This window comes from Nostoc sp. ChiQUE02 (assembly GCF_034531305.2).
Classification (GTDB): domain Bacteria; phylum Cyanobacteriota; class Cyanobacteriia; order Cyanobacteriales; family Nostocaceae; genus Nostoc.
In genome coordinates, this window is record NZ_JAVRBN020000021.1 from 62,062 (window position 1) to 79,706 (window position 17,645).

A 17,645-nucleotide genomic window follows, 5' to 3' on the forward strand; every position below is an offset into this window, starting at 1 on the left:
AACCGTGGTTGTGTTACTTTCCCTCAGTTGTAACTTGGGAGAAAAGCAAACGCTTGTGCTGTTTACGCCAATGGCTAGCTGTTGACAGTATAGAATAAACAGCAAATTAGGTGTGGACGCGTTGGCGTAGCCCACCGTACCCCTAGGGGGAAGCAAGCTACGCGTAGCGTCTGTCTACGACACGCTGCGCGAACGCAGAGAAGGTATCGCCACCTTAAGACTTTAATTGTCTGAGTTACTCCCAGAGTGTGCTAATTCTTGTTAACTTAAAAGGATGCTAATTAATGCTGAACTCCTACTGCAATACCAACGCTGTAAACGCCGACCTTTTCTAGATATCCACGGTGACAAAAGTCAGCGCGATGCTCCCAATGAGTTGCTACAGAAACTGCAAGAGGACAAAATCGCTCATCAGCTGAGTGCTTTAGCACAGATGACTTATCACCAACCAGATTACTCTTATGGAAACTGGGAAAAAGCAGAGAAGGCAACTTTAGAATTGATGCAGCGCGGGGTTGAGTACATTTATAAGGGAGTACTGTTAGCAACTTATTCTGAAAAATACACTCTGCTAAGTCGTCCAAATTTACTTGTGAAACAACCAGGACAATCCCATTTTGGAGATTGGATCTACGTCCCGGCTAGTATTGAACTGGGTAAGCGTCCTAAGCAAGAATATCAAGTTGTCGCTGCATTTCATGCCCAAGTGTTGGCAACAGTGCAGGGAGTTATACCAGAAACAGCTTGGCTCATATTGCGAACTAAAAACACCAATTATGCAATTGATCTGTTCAAATGGACACCACGAATGCAGCAGATTCTGGAGGAGTTTATTCAAGTTTTAGAGTTACCAAATCCGCCAGAGGTGTTTATTTCGCGGCAAAAGTGCAATCTTTGTCATTGGTATAGTGAATGTTATGCGATCGCTCAATCTGAAAAACACCTTTCACTGCTACCAGGCGTAACACCGATTCGCTACACTCAACTTCAAGCTTTAGGCATCACTACACTGGAATCTCTTGCGAACACCAGTTCCAGCACCTTAGAAAACCTCCTTGGTTTTGACAGCGAAGTAGCGCCCAAGCTGTTAGTGCAAGCTCAATCTGCCCTGGAAAGACGACCGTTAATCTTACCCTACCCGCTACCAATAGAAGATATTACATTCACAGCACCCATAGAGCTTTACTTTGATATTGAAGCACAGCCAGACTTGGATTTAAATTATCTCTTGGGAGTTTTGGTCGTTGATAGACAAGCCAATACGGAACAGTTTTATTCGTTTTTGGCAGACAAACCAGAAGATGAAGAATTAGTTTGGCAGCAATTTTTGGATTTGGTTTGGCAATATCCCGAAGCGCCAATTTATCATTTTTGTGTCTACGAGTTTGATACAGTCAAACGGCTAGCAAAGCTTTACCACACACCGCACTCCTCAGTGCGTCCTGTACTGAATCGATTTGTGGATGTATATGAACAATTAACCCAAAGTGTAGCATTGCCAGTAGAAAGCTATGCCCTGAAAGCGATCGCTCGTTGGTTAGGATTTGAATGGCGGGAAAAAGAAGCTAGTGGTGCCAAGTGTATTTACTGGTACGATCAGTGGCTAGAAACAGGCGATCGCACCTTACTAGAAATTATCCAAAGCTACAACGAAGATGATTGCCGCGCTACCCGCAAAGTGAAAGACTGGCTTGTCAACTTTTTTCAGGATGAATATGGTTTGCGACTAGCTTAAGTAATTTTGTATTTTCTAAAGGTTTTCAATTGGTTGGAAAACATGTTGTTTCTGGCGGCGCACAGATGTGCACCTGATATTTTATTTGAATTTTCATAGTTTCACAAAACAATTCTATGCAGCTAATAAAAAAAATCTTCGCAATTCCCAGAATTATTTACTTTTTTATTACAATTATAATTATTATATTATTATTCAGAATTTTACCTACAAATGCTGTTGAAATCAATAGCATAGAGTTCATAGGAGAAGCTACTTTACCAAAAGGTTTAATCTTTAAAAAAGCTGAACTTGGAGGTTTATCTGGAATTACCTATGATGCAAAAAACAACCTTTTTTATGCTATTTCCGATGACCGGGGACAAAAAGCTAATGCCCGCTTCTACACCCTGAAAATCGACTTAAGCAAGGGTTCCCTACAAAAGGATAGAGTTGTTCCTGTCAGTTTTACCACATTGTTAAATGAAAATGGTCAAACATTTCGCCCTAGTGAAACTGATACAGAAGGTATTGCCTTAACTAATAAAGCAACTGTGTTTATTTCTTCTGAAGGCGATGCTGCCAAATTAATTAATCCTTTTATTAAAGAGTTCTCACTATCCTCTGGCAGAGAAATTACAACACTTCCCGTACCACACAAATTTTTGCCAGAGAAAAGTCGTAAAAAAGGTATCCGCAACAATTTGGCCTTTGAAAGCCTCACCATCACACCCGATAAAAAGCATCTATTCACAGCCACAGAAAATGCTCTACTTCAAGATGGTGTCGCAGCTAAACCGAACATCGGTAGTCCTTGCCGAATTTTGCAATACAACTTGCTCACCAACCAGCCAGAAAAAGAATTTCTTTACCAAACTGAACCAGTTACACCATTTTTGAATCTGATTGGCAAATTTGCGAGTGGATTACCTGATTTAGTTGCTCTTGATAATCAAGGACACTTTCTAAGTTTAGAACGGTCTTTTACTGGTTTAGGATTTGCTATTTCCCTGTTTCAGGTTTCTTTAGAAAAAGCTGACAATATTCATAATATAGATAGTCTTTTAGCAGTCGACTCCAAAAATATTAAACCAGTTCAGAAAAAACTGCTGTTAGATTTGAGAACCCTAGATGTACTGTTAGACAATATCGAAGGCTTAACTCTTGGCCCTAAACTACCCGATGGTCAGCAATCATTAATTCTTATCAGTGATAACAATTTTAACTCCCTGCAACGCACCCAGATCCTAGCCTTTAAAATGAAAATTGAAACACCACTAATCAGATTCTTACGCCGTTTACTGCCAAATCTCAACCGTTAGCTGTACAGAGTTACTGCTATTTACTTGTTTTAAGCTTAATTCTGTGTATTCACGGAATCTACTAGGCAACTTTATCTTGCCTATTCGTAGTTTACGTGTAATTTCTCAACCGTAATCCTTAATAAATATGTTACACAATGTTTAGGATCTTTTGTAGAGAGATCAAGCATGATTACAACAGATGATTAATTATCTCTAAACTCTGAATATATTTTAGATTTAAATTTAAAAATTAGCTAGACTTATTAAAGTATTTTGCCAACAATATTTTTCAAAAATGATTTTTATGAAACAAAATAAAATTGAGAATATGGTAGGGCAAAAAGCAGAAGTAGACAATTACATTGGGCAATTTTTAAACAATCGTTATTTAATCAGAGATTTGATTGGTAAAGGAGGAATGGGTAGAGTTTATCTAGCTGAAGATACTGCTAAAGGTGGTATGCCGATCGCAGTCAAAATCTTGTCACTCAGTTTGGCGAACCAACAAATGTCTCAACGCTTTGCCAGAGAGATTTTTATTGGCGCTCAATTGGGTCGCAAAAGTAAACATATTGTTCGCATTTTAAGTTATGGCGTTACTGAGGATAAAACTCCATTTTATGTAATGGAATACCTCCAAGGGAAAAATCTCAAACAAATTCTCAAAATTCAGCCCTTAACAATATCAAAATTTTTGGATATTTGTAATCAAATTTGTTTAGGTTTACAATGTGCCCACCAAGGTATTAGCCTTAAAGGAGAGATTTATCCTATTGTTCATAGGGATATTAAACCAGAAAATATATTTATTAGTGAAGATAATAAACAAGGAGAAATTGTTAAAATACTAGATTTTGGGATTGCCAAGTTTTTAACAGAGCGAAGTGGGATGACTCTGACGGATTCTTTTATTGGCAGTTTGCCGTACTGTTCTCCAGAACACATGGAAGGACGCAAACTGCTAGATGTCCGCTCTGATATTTACAGTTTGGGAGTACTAATGTTTGAGATGCTAACAGGGAAACATCCATTTCAAACAAAAAGTAACTCCTTTGGTACTTGGTATCAAGCGCATCGCTTTCAAATGCCACCGACAGTTGAAGAAGTGAATCCGCAAGTCAAAATCCCACAGATATTAGAAAAAATATTGATGAGTTGTTTAGCGAAAGAAGTAAGCGATCGCCCTCAAAATATCGGACAAATTTTAGAAGACTTAGAAAAGGCTAATATTCAGCTTAATGATGTTATTCCTAGTAATAGTAGTGAGATTATTAAACTATCATTTCCAGTTCAATTAGTACCTGCGACTTTATTATCAGAAAAAGAGTGTTTGCAGAAAAACTGGCCTAAAAATAAACCAATTGCGCCAATTGGTTTTCCTCATTTACTACAAACTCCTCAAAGACCTATACCAACTTTTTGGGCAATGTTGCCCAAGCAAGAGATTACAAAATTTTTGGATCAAATACATGGCACTGAATTTATTAGTCAAATTAATGTATACCCGATGCTATTGTGGGTAACAGTACTATATGATTCCCAGCCTTCTATGACTAAATGGCTACCTTATTTTCTGGATTTAAAAGATAGTAAAGGGCAAAATATAGCACGTAGTTTAGCAGAGGTAGGCTATTATCATCTACTATTTTTTACCCTAGAAGATCCAAACCGTTGCTCTCATGTAAAAACTTTAAGCCTTACGGCTAACCAGCGTCAGCAACTTGTAGATTGGTTAGATATGAGTCAACAGTCAAATGAATTAATTTTGCCTAATCAAGCTAAAAATCTTCTAAAAACAGATTATGAAAAGCTAAAGTTAGAGATTTTACGAAAGCTAGCAGCAGATCAAAAAGCTGAAAAAGAAGGTTTAAAAAATTGGATGGCTAAATTCTTGGAGGTTTTTTTTAAACTTTTATCACGTTCTTGAAAGTGTGCTATCAAAATCAAAATGCTTGCCACCATTACCTAATCATATTTTTATGTGCGTATTGCTAACTTTAAATGGACTCAGCAGTAGAGGTGAATAAAGTGAATCAAAGCCCATTTATATCTCCAAGTAGTACGGGCTTGCTTGCCAATCGTTATCAACTCAAGCAATTAATTGGCAGCGGTGGCATGGGTGAAGTTTTTTTAGCACATGATATTTTGTTAGGAGGCATACCAGTTGCTATCAAGTTTTTGACTCAAACTGTTGTTGATAGCAAGATGCAACAAGACTTTGCTCGTGAAGCTTTAATGAGTGCAGCTTTGAGTCAAAAGAGCATACACATAGTGCGGGCGTATGATTATGGTGTGAATGAGAAAGGAAAACCATACTATGTCATGGAATATCTATGTGGCAAAAGTTTAAAGGATTTGATTCCGTTACCTTTACCCATGTTTTTGACTCTCTCTCGCCAGATTTGTTTAGGCTTACAGTGCGCTCATCAAGGTATTAACATTGATGGTAAAATTTGTCCGTTAGTTCATAGAGATATCAAGCCTGCCAATATATTAGTTATTCCCGATCCGATATTAGGTCAGTTAGTTAAAATTCTCGATTTTGGTATTGCTAGATTTTTAAATTATGCATCAACAGCTAGTACAAGTAGGGGATTTAATGGCACTTTACCCTACTGTTCTCCAGAACAGCTAGATGGTGAAAAATTAGATAGTCGCTCTGATATTTATAGCCTGGGTGTAATGATGTTTGAAATGCTCACAGGCAAAAAACCTTGGCAACCAGAAACTGATTACTTTGGTGCTTGGTATAAAGCACATCACTTTGAAGCACCAAAAGCGATCGCAGATGTTAAACCAACTCTGAAAATACCTCAGAAGCTAAATAGTTTAATCATGGCTTGTCTTGCTAAAAAAGCAAGCGATCGTCCACAAAATATCGCTCAAATATTGCAATTATTAAACAGTTTAGAACAGTCAAATTGTCCCAGTTTACCTACAACTTTATCCTCTAGTTCTATCCTTAGCCGTCCCTTGAATTCTGGATTACCAATTACAGTACAACAAAGCTGTCGGCAACTTTTATGGCCTCAAAATAAACCAATTCAAGAAATTGTTTTTCCCCAGCTTCTAGACACCACACAAGGATCTATGACAGCTCTATGGTTGATGTTACCTAAACAAGAAATCAAAAACTATGCGGTTTCTACCCGTTATAACCAGTTTATCTTTATAACATCCCCTCACCCAATGCTGTTGTGGGTGGCTGTACTCTACAATCGGCAATTGGCTCCTAAGTGGCTACCGTGCTACTTAGATATGCAAAATCCCCAAAATCTGAAGATGGTAAGTTTCCTGGCTGAAAATGAACACTATCCTTTGATTTTCTTCACTCTGGAAGCACCACATTCCTGCATCAACGTTCTCAGCAGTCGCATCGAGCCGACTCAGCGGCAAATGTTGAAAACCTGGGTGCAACAGAGTCATAGTCTACCACCGGCTTCTCAACCCCAGTTGAGCAAACAGCTATTAAAGCAGCAGTATAAACAAATGCAATCCCGGATATTGCAGCATCTGGAATCAGAGCCACAGGTTGTATTATCTAGGTTATAACGAAAAATCCGCACCTTGGAGAGATGGGTCAAAAATAATTTCTAATTCCTAACTCCAAAACACTTGACAATTAGAAAAAAAATAGTGATAATAGCAAAGTTGCCAAACAAGGGACTGTAGTTCAATTGGTTAGAGCACCGCCCTGTCACGGCGGAAGTTGCGGGTTCGAGCCCCGTCAGTCCCGTTCTAAACTTATAAGTAGTGAATCACCGAAATTAACCTCGGTGGTTTTGAACTTTGAATTCCCTAAAGGAATTGACTCAGGATTCAGGGTTTAAATATAAGCTACATTTATCATGCTTTGCGAAAGAGAGAATCAACTGTGACTGTCAGAGTTCGTATTGCGCCGAGTCCAACCGGAAATTTACATATTGGTACAGCTAGAACGGCTGTATTTAACTGGTTATTTGCCCGCCACCACGGTGGGAAGTTCATTCTGCGAATAGAAGACACAGATATAGAGCGATCGCGTCCGGAATACACCGACAATATTCTTGAAGGATTGCGCTGGCTAGGACTGAACTGGGATGAAGGACCATTTTTCCAATCCCAACGTCTAGATCTTTATAAAGAAGCAGTGCAAAAACTCCTAGATCAAGGATTAGCCTATCGCTGCTACACCACCTCCGAAGAACTAGAAGCTCTCAGAGAAGCCCAAAAAGCTAGAGGTGAAGCTCCTCGCTATGACAACCGTCACCGTAACCTCACGCCAGAACAACGCGCCGAATTTGAAGCAGAAGGTCGCTCCTCTGTAATTCGCTTCAAAATCGAAGATGGGCGGGAAATTGTCTGGAACGATCTAGTAAGGGGAAAGATGTCTTGGCGAGGTAGCGATTTAGGTGGTGATATGGTCATCGCCCGCGCCTCAGAAGAAGGAAGCGGTCAACCTTTATACAACTTTGTAGTTGTAGTGGATGACATCGATATGCAAATCACCCATGTCATTCGGGGAGAAGACCACATCGCCAACACCGCCAAGCAAATTCTGCTGTATGAAGCAATGGGTGCAAAAATTCCAGAGTTTTCCCACACGCCGCTAATTTTGAACATGGAAGGGCGCAAGCTTTCTAAGCGGGATGGTGTCACTTCTATTTCTGACTTTCAGCAAATGGGCTTTACTGCTGAAGGTTTGGTGAATTACATGACATTGCTGGGTTGGTCGCCACCAGACTCGACGCAAGAAATATTTACCTTAGAAACAGCAGCCAAAGAATTTGGTTTTGAGCGTGTAAATAAAGCGGGTGCAAAGTTTGACTGGGATAAGCTGGATTGGTTGAACAGTCAGTATATCCACAAGACGCCAGTAGATAAACTCACAGATTTACTCATCCCCTATTGGCAAGCGGCTGGATATGAATTTGATGGTGGAAGAGAACGCCCCTGGTTAGAGCAGCTAGTAACTTTAATTAGCCAGAGTTTGACTCGCCTGGTAGATGCAGTACCTCAAAGCCAACTGTTTTTTAGCGATACAGTTGAATTTAGTCAAGAAGGCAGTACACAACTAAAGCAAGAAGGTTCTACTGCTGTCCTTGAGGCAATTGTCACAGCTTTAGAAAATCAGCCGCAACTCTCGGAAGCCGCCGCCCAGGAGATTATTAAACAAGTTGTGAAAGAACAAAAAGTCAAAAAAGGCTTGGTAATGCGATCGCTCAGAGCAGCTTTAACTGGAGATGTTCATGGCCCCGACTTGATCCAATCTTGGTTGCTACTAAATCAGATTGGTTTAGATAAGTCGCGCTTGACTAGGGCAATAACCGAAGCTAATTAGCGATTACTGCCAGATTTTAGAAATTTTTTAGATTGTAGGGGTGCACGTATCTGTGCCCCTATCCATAGGGTAGAGCAACTATAGAAACAAGAAATCATTGACTAATTACTAATGAATTATCTCCAATTTTAAATCTAAAACAGGTAGTCAATTCTCCTCATATTGGGAACTTGGTGTGTAAAATTCATGTCTTCAAAAACACTTAGAAGCAAACGTAATTACAATGCCGACAAAAGCGCTCAATAGAGGGATGAGATTATCGATCATGATAGTTACGCTCTTCATCACATCAACAGTTAATGCTGCGGTTGATGCTCAGGAAGCGCCAACGATATTTGGAGATGTCACCATTGGCCCTCAGTTTTCCCCAGACCCCCTAACAGTTCGCGGGATGAGTGGTGGCTCAATATCTGGGAATCAGGTAGGTGAGAGAAGTGAAACAGCCACTGGCCCTTGTACAGGATTTGTTGATGAAACACCAGACCACACATTAGCCCTAACAAGTAAATTTGACTACCTAAAGCTGCAAGTACAAAGTCCTGAGGACACCACCATAATTGTCAAGGGTCCCGGTGGTACTTGGTGCAATGACGATGTTGACGGCAAAAATGCCGGTATTGTTGGTGAATGGCTGGCTGGAAGTTACCAAATTTGGGTTGGTTCTTACGAAAAAGGCAAGTATCTCCCTTACACTCTACAAATTACAGAAGTGAAGTAAAGGGCTTGGTTGAAGAGAGACACCAGACGCAAGAAATTTTCTTGGCGTCTCTCACTTGTTTGCGCTCCCTTTTCTCGTACGATATTGTATTAAAATTAAGTTAACTTTGATTAAGATTCTTGTTGGCATCGCCATAATGCGCCAATCGCTCTATGGCAGTGCATGTAAGAGATCAAATTAAACAAAATGGATTTATAGACATCCGTTTAACAGTTTAAAGTGACAGAATGATTAACATTCGGTTGCTGAGGCTGATGAGTTGTATAGGCATCTAGAGGCAAATTAAGATGAAATTCTCTTGGAAAGTCCTAGTACTCTGGACATTGCCGGCTTTGGTAATTGGTTTTTTCTTCTGGCAAGGGGCCTTTGCAGGCGCTCCTACTGACATGAGTAAGAATGCAGCCAATACCCGCATGACCTATGGTCGCTTTCTAGAATACTTGGACGGCGATCGCGTCACCAGCGTGGATCTGTACGAAGGCGGTAGGACAGCAATTATAGAAGCCCGCGATCCAGACATCGAGAATCGTGTCCAAAGGTGGCGTGTGGATTTGCCTGTTAACGCTCCTGAGTTAATCAGCAAGCTCAAAGAAAAAGCGATTAGTTTTGATGCTCACCCCATGCGGAATGATGGCGCAATTTGGGGATTGTTGGGCAATCTCGTGTTTCCAGTTTTATTGATTACCGGGCTGTTCTTTTTGTTCCGGCGTTCTAGCAACCTCCCCGGCGGGCCAGGTCAAGCGATGAACTTCGGCAAATCCAAAGCGCGTTTCCAAATGGAGGCGAAAACCGGGGTCAAATTTGACGACGTAGCAGGTATCGAAGAAGCTAAGGAAGAATTGCAAGAAGTCGTTACCTTTTTGAAACAGCCAGAAAGATTTACCGCTGTAGGCGCAAGGATTCCTAAGGGAGTGCTGTTAGTTGGGCCTCCTGGAACTGGTAAAACTCTCTTGGCAAAAGCGATCGCTGGCGAAGCAGGCGTACCTTTCTTCAGTATTTCTGGTTCAGAATTCGTGGAAATGTTCGTTGGTGTCGGTGCATCCCGCGTCCGCGATTTATTCAAGAAAGCTAAAGATAACGCCCCCTGTATCATCTTCATCGATGAAATTGATGCTGTAGGACGCCAACGGGGTGCTGGCATCGGTGGCGGTAACGACGAGAGAGAGCAAACCCTCAACCAACTCCTCACCGAAATGGACGGGTTTGAAGGTAACACAGGCATCATTATTATTGCTGCTACCAACCGTCCCGACGTACTAGACTCAGCCTTATTGCGTCCCGGTCGCTTTGACCGACAAGTAACAGTCGATGCACCCGATATCAAAGGGCGTTTGGAAATTTTGCAAGTCCATGCGCGGAACAAGAAACTAGACCCTAGCGTATCTTTAGATGCGATCGCTCGCCGCACTCCTGGATTCACTGGTGCTGACTTAGCCAACTTACTCAACGAAGCAGCAATTTTGACTGCTAGAAGACGCAAAGAAGCCATCACCCTCCGCGAAATTGATGATGCGGTGGATCGCGTAGTTGCAGGGATGGAAGGTACTCCTTTGGTAGATAGCAAGAGCAAGCGCTTAATTGCTTACCACGAAATTGGACACGCCTTAGTGGGGACTTTGTTAAAAGACCATGACCCAGTACAGAAAGTTACCTTAATCCCACGGGGACAAGCACAGGGTTTAACTTGGTTTACACCCAACGAAGAACAGGGGTTAATTTCCCGTTCTCAACTGAAAGCCAGAATTACTGGTGCTTTAGGTGGTCGCGCCGCTGAAGAAGTAATTTTTGGCGCTGCGGAAGTTACCACTGGCGCTGGTGGAGACTTGCAGCAGTTATCAGGAATGGCACGGCAGATGGTGACCCGTTTCGGGATGTCAAACTTAGGCCCACTTTCCTTAGAAAGCCAACAGGGAGAAGTATTTTTGGGCCGTGATTGGACAACCCGCTCTGAGTATTCCGAATCCATCGCTTCCCGCATTGATGCTCAAGTCAGGGAAATTGTTGAGCAGTGCTACGACAATGCTAAGAAGATCATCCGTGACCATCGCACTGTGACCGATCGCTTAGTCGATCTGCTCATCGAAAAAGAAACCATTGACGGCGAAGAATTCCGCCAGATTGTGGCTGAGTACGCTGAAGTACCTGAGAAGCAACAGTACGTACCGCAACTGTAATAGCTGACTCTTTTCTAGCTACTATCTGGAAATGAGTAAAGTAACAAAAAGTAAAATGAGGATGGCGTATACCATCCTCATTTTTTTGCGATTTTTCAGTGTTAGGAAGCTTCTAATTTTAAAATTCTCAAAATTTATAAACCCATAAACTCTACAACAAACCTTGTTTTTTCAACTTAGCTAGCGCATCTTCCGCAGCAGCTTTTTCTGCATCTTTTTTATTACGTCCCTTACCTTCTCCGTAAATTTTTTCATCTACCAATACTTTGGCGATGAATTCTGGTGCATGAGAAGGGCCTCCTATTTGGTCTGTAAAGTATTTGGGGGGATTTGGAGTAACGTTGCGTTGCACCCATTCTTGAAAGCGGTTTTTTGAGTCTACATTAGAACGAGGCACAATTATATGCTTGGGATCTACAGAATCAAATAGTGGTTCTATAATTGCGCGAACTGTTTCAATATTAGAATCGTTATCCAAATAGTAAGCACCAAGAACTGCTTCAAACGTACTACTGAGCAAATTAGGATTTTGGTAGCCTCCATCTCGAATTGCGCCTTTTCCTAACCGCATCCTAAAGTCTAAACCTACCTCCTCAGCAAACTTCGCCAATTGCTTCTCATCTACCAGTGCCGAACGCCGCCGGGTTAATTCATCTTCTCCCATTTCTGGGTGACTCTTGTATAGATACTCGCCACTTAAGAAATTTAGCAAAGCATCACCAAGAAATTCTAGGCGTTCATTATGTTCACCTTCTCCGGGGTTTTCATGGACGTAAGACCGGTGGGTAAGCGCACGGCGTAGAAGTTTTTCATTATGAAATATTAGAAGTTTGTGCATTTTATCTTATATTTTGTTGCAGAAATTCACTGTTGGGATAGTTTACAAGTGTTGTTTTGTTCAGACATGAAAAAACCGCAAATCGCGGTGTCTTGGGAAAACTCAGTTTTTTATTCAACTGGGTTTTTCAAAGCTATTTTAGGCAGCCAGTTTATCTAATTCAGTTAAAAATAACTGCTGATTTTGCTTTTTGACTTTGCCATCCTTTATCGCAACATCAATAAACTGGCTAAAACTCTTAAATTTCTTTCCATCATCTGTAGAAATAGATAAGTATCCTTGATAGTTAGCACAATGTTTACGCATCAATTTATCAATGCGACCAAATACGGTAGGCTTACCTTGGCTTGAGGCAGTTTTGATAGCTTCAATTAGATACTCTATAGCCTCTTTGCAATTAATCCGAGACACAATAGCTGTGTTTTGAGGTTGAGTCTTATTGCTATTGTCAACTAGCTCAGGTAATTCATCTACAAAGTAGAAATTATCATTCCCAACCAGTTTAATCAACTTTGGACTCTCACTACCTCGTTGAGCAAAGACTATGACTTTTTTACCCATAGCTTTGAGAATGGAAATTAATACAGCAAAATCCTTATCTCCTGAGAATAGGATAATATTCTTTAGAGAAGAATTAAAAGCAACTGCCTCATAACAGTCATCTTTAAGTCGTTTATCTGCACTATTCTTTGAGGTGTCAGGAACATTAACACATCTAAAACCAAGCTCTTTTAGCTTATTTGAGGAAGCTACTTGGTCTTGACGCTGTGAATTGTAATAAATATTTTTGCACGATACAGTCCCGTTAGATTCTGCAAATTGCAGTACCAAACTAGCAAATTTTATGATTGAGGGAACGTTCTGAATATCGCAAAAAATGCCAGTATAATCTTTTTTCTGGCTTGCTTGTTTTTTGGAGGGTAAATGATAGCTTGTCATTTGAGTATGTCCAGAGTTGGTTTAAGGAAACCGGACAGCTTTAACAAATTACACATCTAGTAGCAGCCTAGCTTTATGAAAAAGATTTATACTAAAAAAGTATTTCTCTTTTCCTCGCTAGGGCGTGTCATCAATTGAGCCAGATGACAGAAGCAGCCAGATAAATTGCACCTAGAAAGTTGGTTGCCCGTTTATCATAGCGAGTTGCAATCGCCCGGTACTGCTTGAGTTTGGCAAAAAAGTTTTCAATTAAATGACGAGCTTTGTACAAGTCTTTGTCGTAATCACGAGGATGGGTGCGGTTGCGTTTGGGCGGAATCACGACAGTTTTGCCCTGGAGTAGTAGAGGTTCAATGACGCGCTCATCAGCATCGTATCCTTTGTCTGCCAGTACGGTGTTAGCAACCAAAGTGGGCAGCAGTTTGTCCGCTCCATCAAGATCGCAGGCTTGTCCTGGGGTCAGGTGGAAGCTCAATGGGTTACCCAATGCATCCACCACGGCATGAATCTTGGTACTCAATCCGCCTTTACTGCGACCAATGGCTTCTTGGTCTGCATCCCCCCCTTTGCTCCTGCACTGTGCTGATGAGCGCGGACAATCGTGGAATCAATCATGGCATACTCGTTGTCGGCATCGTCTGCTAGATGATGAAAGACTTGTTCCCACACCCCCGTCTTTGCCCAACGACTGAAGCGGGTGTGGAGCACTCGGAAATCGCCGAATCGTGTTGGCAAATCTCGCCAAGGAATACCTGCTCGATAACGATACAATACAGCTTCGACAAACAACCTATTATCCTTGGCAGTGACTCCCACATAGCCCTCTCGCCCAGGTAGCAGGTCTTTGATTTTCTCCCACTGGTCATCTCGTAGTGCGTATCGGCCTGTCATCGTTTCCCTGTTGCCTATTTTTCTTCAGCAGTTATCATTCCAGTTTACCTAATTGGTGACACGCCCTAAGGCGATCGTTGGCAAAATCATTAATGTCAAAATAGCGATTCCCGCAAGCAGGCTAGCTCCTGGTGGTTGGAGTTTGCCAATCAGTGGCACGAGGACGACCAAACCCCAGAACCCGTAAACTACAGAAGGAATGCCCGCCAGTAACTCAATTAACTGCCGATAAAATCCGCCAACCAAAGGAGGAGCATAATACTGACAAAATATTGCCGAGCCAATTCCTAAAGGTGCAGCTAACAGTACAGAACCGAGTGTCACCAACAGACTTCCCCACAGCATCGGCATCAGGTTATATAATCCTTCAACTGGATGCCAAGAGCGATCGCTAACAAAACGCAACCATCCTACCTGTCGCAGTATCGGCAATGCTTCGAGTAATAAGAATCCGGTAATTAAGACAACAATAATACTTGTGATTAAAGCTAATAACCGTAATATCCACAGGAGAACGATATCACTTTGAGACGGGGACAAAATCTTGCTTTTTAACAATTTCATGGACTTGTGGCGACTGTGCAAACTCAATAAATGCTCGCTCTAACCCTGGTGGCTGGGTTTTAGTAACCAAATTCAGGGGACGGGAAAGTGGAAACTTTCCATTTCGGACATTTTCTGTGGTGGCCGCGACTCCATTCAGGGGCAATAACTTGATCGGATCGCCGTTGTTGATACTAAATTCAGCAGTACCAATAGATACATAACCAATGGCGTTAGGATTACCTGCTACTGTCTTAATACCTTGCTGATTGTCCCCAATCACAACCGATGATTTGATATCGCTATTCTTGAGTTTGAAGTAGCCAAGAAACAATTCCAGGGTAGAACGTCCCTCAGCTTTATTGACAACTGTAATCGGTGCATTTTTGCCACTAACTTGTTGCCAGTTGTTAATCTTACCAGTGTAAATATCGATAACTTGTTGATTTGAGAGGGATTTTATGGAGTTTTCTTTATGCAAAATAATGCCAATTCCATCGCGGGCAATAGCAAAAGCTTGTAAGTCTTTTTCTTCCTCTTTGAGGCTACGAGATGCCATCCCAATATTGGCAACGCCTGTACGCGCATCAGCAATACCGCGAGATGAACCTCCTGTTTGCACATCCACTCGTACATCAGGATGCTCTGATTCAAATCGCTTACCAATTTCTGCTGCCAACGGTGCTACTGTACTAGAGCCTGTTAAAACTAACTTTCCCTGTAATTGATTGGTTGGTTGAGTAGCTGTTTTTGAAGATTGCGTACAAGATAGTAGTCCCAAGCAAATTGTGAAACCGACAGGAATAAATGCTAGGGTTTTGAGTTGTTTCATCGAAAAATTGCGTCTAAATTTTTATTCAAAACAGAGCAGACAACAGCCTAAATCAATTGCTTTACCAGTGTTGACCTGTCGAATTGTCGGTACAAAATGATAAAGTACTGCCTTGCCATCTCGTGTCGCCTCCACAAAACCTGCTTCCCGCAAAATTTTTAAATGGTGGGATAACAAACTCTGCTCTAGCTTCAAGACAGCATTCAGTTCTCCGACGTGTTTCGGGCCTTCCATGAGAATTTTCACAACAGATAGACGTGTCGTATCTGCTAAAGCTTTAAGTTGACGGGCGCAAAAGTCTGGAGATGATGCATTTTTAAAGTTCATCATTTACCCTTGGTATGGCTTGAATAATTATTGATATGAAAAATCTTTCAAGCCTTCCAGAGTTTATCATATTTCTTCTTCGAGAGTGATAGAAATTGTGGGTTGTTAGGTGAGCGATGTCTACGACGGGCTAAATCCGAGGTAACGCTCATGCCGTAAGTTTCCACAATTCTGAACTTTTCACACTCCAGCACCTCAAGAGGTTTCAGATAGTCTTGATGCTGTCTACTGGTGTAAGGAATTAGGAGGTAATTATTTCGATCAACAAAAGCCGGAAGCGACAAAGCAAAGAAACCCGCTGCTGTTCAGGCTTTTCCCTTCTGTCTCCTACCTTATACTTAGTTCTTTTACAAATTCTTCTGGTTCGCTAAAATCTAGCCAAAAAGCCACTTGGGTAATGTTACATGCCTGCGGAAAGGCATTTACCTGACGCCAGTTTCTCAAATCGGTTTCCCAAGGATAGTTTTGTGTTTGTTCAGCCAGCTGAACTCTTTTGCTTAAAATTGGATAAAATCCAGACAACCTTAAGGCATCGGGAAGAAAGCACTCACTGACTGAAAAATAGTTGCTCATGCCTCGTCCCCACTGCCCCCACCATCGGGGTACATTAACAAACCCCTCTAACCGTGCGATCGCTTCCATCATCTGAGAAAATTCACCTGGAGTCAAGGAATTGCTTGATAGCCAAGCCGGAAATTCAGCCTCGTTAGTAACTCCCCTTTCTTGGAAAAAATGTTGCGTAATTTTTTGAGTAATACTAGTTCTCAAACTCGCTTCCGATTGGCTGTTTGTCTGTTCGGCTAAAGCCCAGAGGATGGCAACCTGACGATACAATCTACGTTCACAACTCGCTAATGCAGTAATCATATCTGCATCTGCGTTAGTTGTCTCTTGCTGAACTGAGGAGATATCCTTACCAACAATCATCAAGATAAATTGATGTAATTGCTCAACCTTTTTGGCAAAGGTATCGTCTGCACTATGAAGTTTCAGCAATGCCTGAATCCGACCCAAACGTTCAACTAAGACTGGTATTGCTGATGCATCCACGTCTAACTCTAGTTCATTAGCATGAGAACTCAATATTTGAGAACTATAAACATCAGCTAAATCAGCCTCCAAGGGTTGCAGCTTATGTTGTTGGGCTACAGCATCACACCAACGAATTAGCCCAGCGAGATTACGCAATTGAATGTAAACCTTGCCTAGAAATCGGGCTTCTTGGCTTAATTTTTCAGTTAGAGGCAACCAGGAATATGCTGTCCGTAATGGACGAATAGCAACTCTAGCTTGAAGTTCCTCTATGAAAATGGACTTGTTGAGTTGAAACTTTACTTGCTGATTGGCAGCAGTACCACCACTTTCTCCAACCATAGCGGCCAAATGTTTCAGCAGTTCAATGGCATCTAACTGTTTCTGATCCACATATCCGCCATTTTGCACAAATTCCAAAAACTGGGCTAGCATCTGGCGATCGCCTCCCTGTTCCTCAGCATCAGCTACTGCTTCGCTCAAATGTCGTTGACTGAAGAACTGCCGTTTGGCACAACTGATAATTAAACTAGCGATCGCTACATCAATAATATTTTTGTCTACCGCCAGTTGAACTGTAGCGCGGATGTTTACTAAGGCATCAGTTAAGGGTTGGTATTGGAATTGAGGGTTGCTATGCAAAATTGCCACTTCATCATCCCCAATGTACCGTTTGTCTCGGTAGGCTGCAAAAATAGCTCCAAATCCCTCCATGCCAAAGGCTTCCAGTTCAGCGGCTCGGAGCGCACCCATACTACTTGCCCCAAATACTCGCACTCCTGCTTCTAATGCCCAGAGAATTTCCTTATGCCAAACTGAAGCGCTGCGGTCAAAAAAACCGTCAATAATGGCAATTACACGCGGCTGTAACCGCATATAGGCAAGAATATCACCACAACGGACAGGATCGAGGTAACGGGCCGGTAAGATTTGACTGGCTTGGGTAACGGATAGGGTGGGGCCAAGAAAAATGAGAATTTGGCTAGGTTCCAAAGAATTCGATTGCATATTGA

The 17,645-nt window shown here is 41.7% G+C and carries 14 protein-coding genes and 1 tRNA gene; 8 read left to right on the forward strand and 7 right to left on the reverse strand.

All coding sequences use genetic code 11. The features are described from left to right. Positions 1-274 precede the first annotated feature (274 nt). The 8 genes from RM347_RS21245 (at position 275) to ftsH2 (ending at position 11,230) form a co-directional block, all read left to right on the forward strand. Entirely contained in the window at positions 275-1,735 is a 1,461-nt protein-coding gene (locus RM347_RS21245; protein ID WP_322718316.1) for a TM0106 family RecB-like putative nuclease, read from the forward strand. A 116-nt stretch (positions 1,736-1,851) separates the two neighbouring features. Then, on the forward strand, positions 1,852-3,036 hold the full coding sequence (locus RM347_RS21250; protein WP_322718317.1) for an esterase-like activity of phytase family protein: 1,185 nt from the start codon (positions 1,852-1,854) through the stop codon (positions 3,034-3,036). 286 nt (positions 3,037-3,322) lie between these two features. Continuing rightward, positions 3,323-4,945, forward strand: coding sequence for a serine/threonine protein kinase (locus RM347_RS21255; protein ID WP_322718318.1), 1,623 nt, complete (start codon positions 3,323-3,325; stop codon positions 4,943-4,945). 101 nt (positions 4,946-5,046) lie between these two features. Further along, positions 5,047-6,570, forward strand: coding sequence for a serine/threonine protein kinase (locus tag RM347_RS21260; RefSeq protein ID WP_322718324.1), 1,524 nt, complete (start codon positions 5,047-5,049; stop codon positions 6,568-6,570). A 110-nt stretch (positions 6,571-6,680) separates the two neighbouring features. Next, positions 6,681-6,754: transfer RNA gene (locus tag RM347_RS21265), tRNA-Asp, on the forward strand. 138 nt (positions 6,755-6,892) lie between these two features. Next, complete coding sequence (gene gltX, locus RM347_RS21270; protein ID WP_322718319.1) at positions 6,893-8,338, forward strand: glutamate--tRNA ligase; 1,446 nt, start codon at positions 6,893-6,895, stop codon at positions 8,336-8,338. 223 nt (positions 8,339-8,561) lie between these two features. Then, on the forward strand, positions 8,562-9,056 hold the full coding sequence (locus RM347_RS21275; protein WP_322718320.1) for a hypothetical protein: 495 nt from the start codon (positions 8,562-8,564) through the stop codon (positions 9,054-9,056). A 287-nt stretch (positions 9,057-9,343) separates the two neighbouring features. Beyond that, positions 9,344-11,230 carry an ATP-dependent zinc metalloprotease FtsH2 gene (gene ftsH2, locus RM347_RS21280; protein ID WP_322718321.1) on the forward strand — a complete coding sequence of 629 codons (1,887 nt, stop codon included), beginning with the start codon at positions 9,344-9,346 and terminating at the stop codon, positions 11,228-11,230. 151 nt (positions 11,231-11,381) lie between these two features. Here ftsH2 and rnc read toward each other — a convergent pair whose 3' ends face one another. The 7 genes from rnc to RM347_RS21315 all read right to left on the reverse strand — a co-directional run bounded on the left by rnc (position 11,382) and on the right by RM347_RS21315 (position 17,640). Continuing rightward, entirely contained in the window at positions 11,382-12,068 is a 687-nt protein-coding gene (gene rnc, locus RM347_RS21285) for a ribonuclease III (protein ID WP_322718322.1), read from the reverse strand. Positions 12,069-12,206: 138 nt separating this feature from the next. After that, positions 12,207-13,007: an NYN domain-containing protein gene (locus tag RM347_RS21290; RefSeq protein WP_322718323.1), complete on the reverse strand. Its 801-nt coding sequence runs from the start codon at positions 13,005-13,007 to the stop codon at positions 12,207-12,209. 130 nt (positions 13,008-13,137) lie between these two features. After that, positions 13,138-13,898 (reverse strand): IS5 family transposase gene (locus RM347_RS21295; RefSeq protein ID WP_428850591.1). Its coding sequence is split into 2 segments (ribosomal slippage): positions 13,138-13,560 and positions 13,563-13,898, totalling 759 coding nucleotides; the frame shifts between segments, so codons are not numbered across the junction. A 48-nt stretch (positions 13,899-13,946) separates the two neighbouring features. Then, a complete protein-coding gene (locus tag RM347_RS21300; protein WP_322718362.1) occupies positions 13,947-14,438 on the reverse strand; it encodes a PstC family ABC transporter permease in 492 nt (163 codons plus the stop codon). Next, on the reverse strand, positions 14,419-15,273 hold the full coding sequence (locus RM347_RS21305; RefSeq protein WP_322718361.1) for a phosphate ABC transporter substrate-binding protein: 855 nt from the start codon (positions 15,271-15,273) through the stop codon (positions 14,419-14,421). The genes RM347_RS21300 and RM347_RS21305 overlap by 20 nt, the downstream gene beginning before the upstream one ends. A 21-nt stretch (positions 15,274-15,294) precedes the next feature. Further along, complete coding sequence (locus RM347_RS21310; RefSeq protein ID WP_322718360.1) at positions 15,295-15,603, reverse strand: ArsR/SmtB family transcription factor; 309 nt, start codon at positions 15,601-15,603, stop codon at positions 15,295-15,297. A gap of 324 nt (positions 15,604-15,927) precedes the next feature. After that, entirely contained in the window at positions 15,928-17,640 is a 1,713-nt protein-coding gene (locus RM347_RS21315) for a TfuA-like protein (RefSeq protein WP_322718359.1), read from the reverse strand. Positions 17,641-17,645 lie beyond the last annotated feature (5 nt).

What these genes read in the sequence shown, in the direction of transcription:
- RM347_RS21245 (WP_322718316.1), top strand. Translation starts at nt 275, where the DNA reads ATGCTAATTAATGCTGAACTCCTACTGCAATACCAACGCTGTAAACGC.
- RM347_RS21250 (WP_322718317.1), top strand. Translation starts at nt 1,852, where the DNA reads ATGCAGCTAATAAAAAAAATCTTCGCAATTCCCAGAATTATTTACTTT.
- RM347_RS21255 (WP_322718318.1), top strand. Translation starts at nt 3,323, where the DNA reads ATGAAACAAAATAAAATTGAGAATATGGTAGGGCAAAAAGCAGAAGTA.
- RM347_RS21275 (WP_322718320.1), top strand. Translation starts at nt 8,562, where the DNA reads ATGCCGACAAAAGCGCTCAATAGAGGGATGAGATTATCGATCATGATA.
- ftsH2 (WP_322718321.1), top strand. Translation starts at nt 9,344, where the DNA reads ATGAAATTCTCTTGGAAAGTCCTAGTACTCTGGACATTGCCGGCTTTG.
- rnc (WP_322718322.1), bottom strand. Translation starts at nt 12,068, where the DNA reads ATGCACAAACTTCTAATATTTCATAATGAAAAACTTCTACGCCGTGCG.
- RM347_RS21290 (WP_322718323.1), bottom strand. Translation starts at nt 13,007, where the DNA reads ATGACAAGCTATCATTTACCCTCCAAAAAACAAGCAAGCCAGAAAAAA.
- RM347_RS21305 (WP_322718361.1), bottom strand. Translation starts at nt 15,273, where the DNA reads ATGAAACAACTCAAAACCCTAGCATTTATTCCTGTCGGTTTCACAATT.
- RM347_RS21310 (WP_322718360.1), bottom strand. Translation starts at nt 15,603, where the DNA reads ATGATGAACTTTAAAAATGCATCATCTCCAGACTTTTGCGCCCGTCAA.
- RM347_RS21315 (WP_322718359.1), bottom strand. Translation starts at nt 17,640, where the DNA reads ATGCAATCGAATTCTTTGGAACCTAGCCAAATTCTCATTTTTCTTGGC.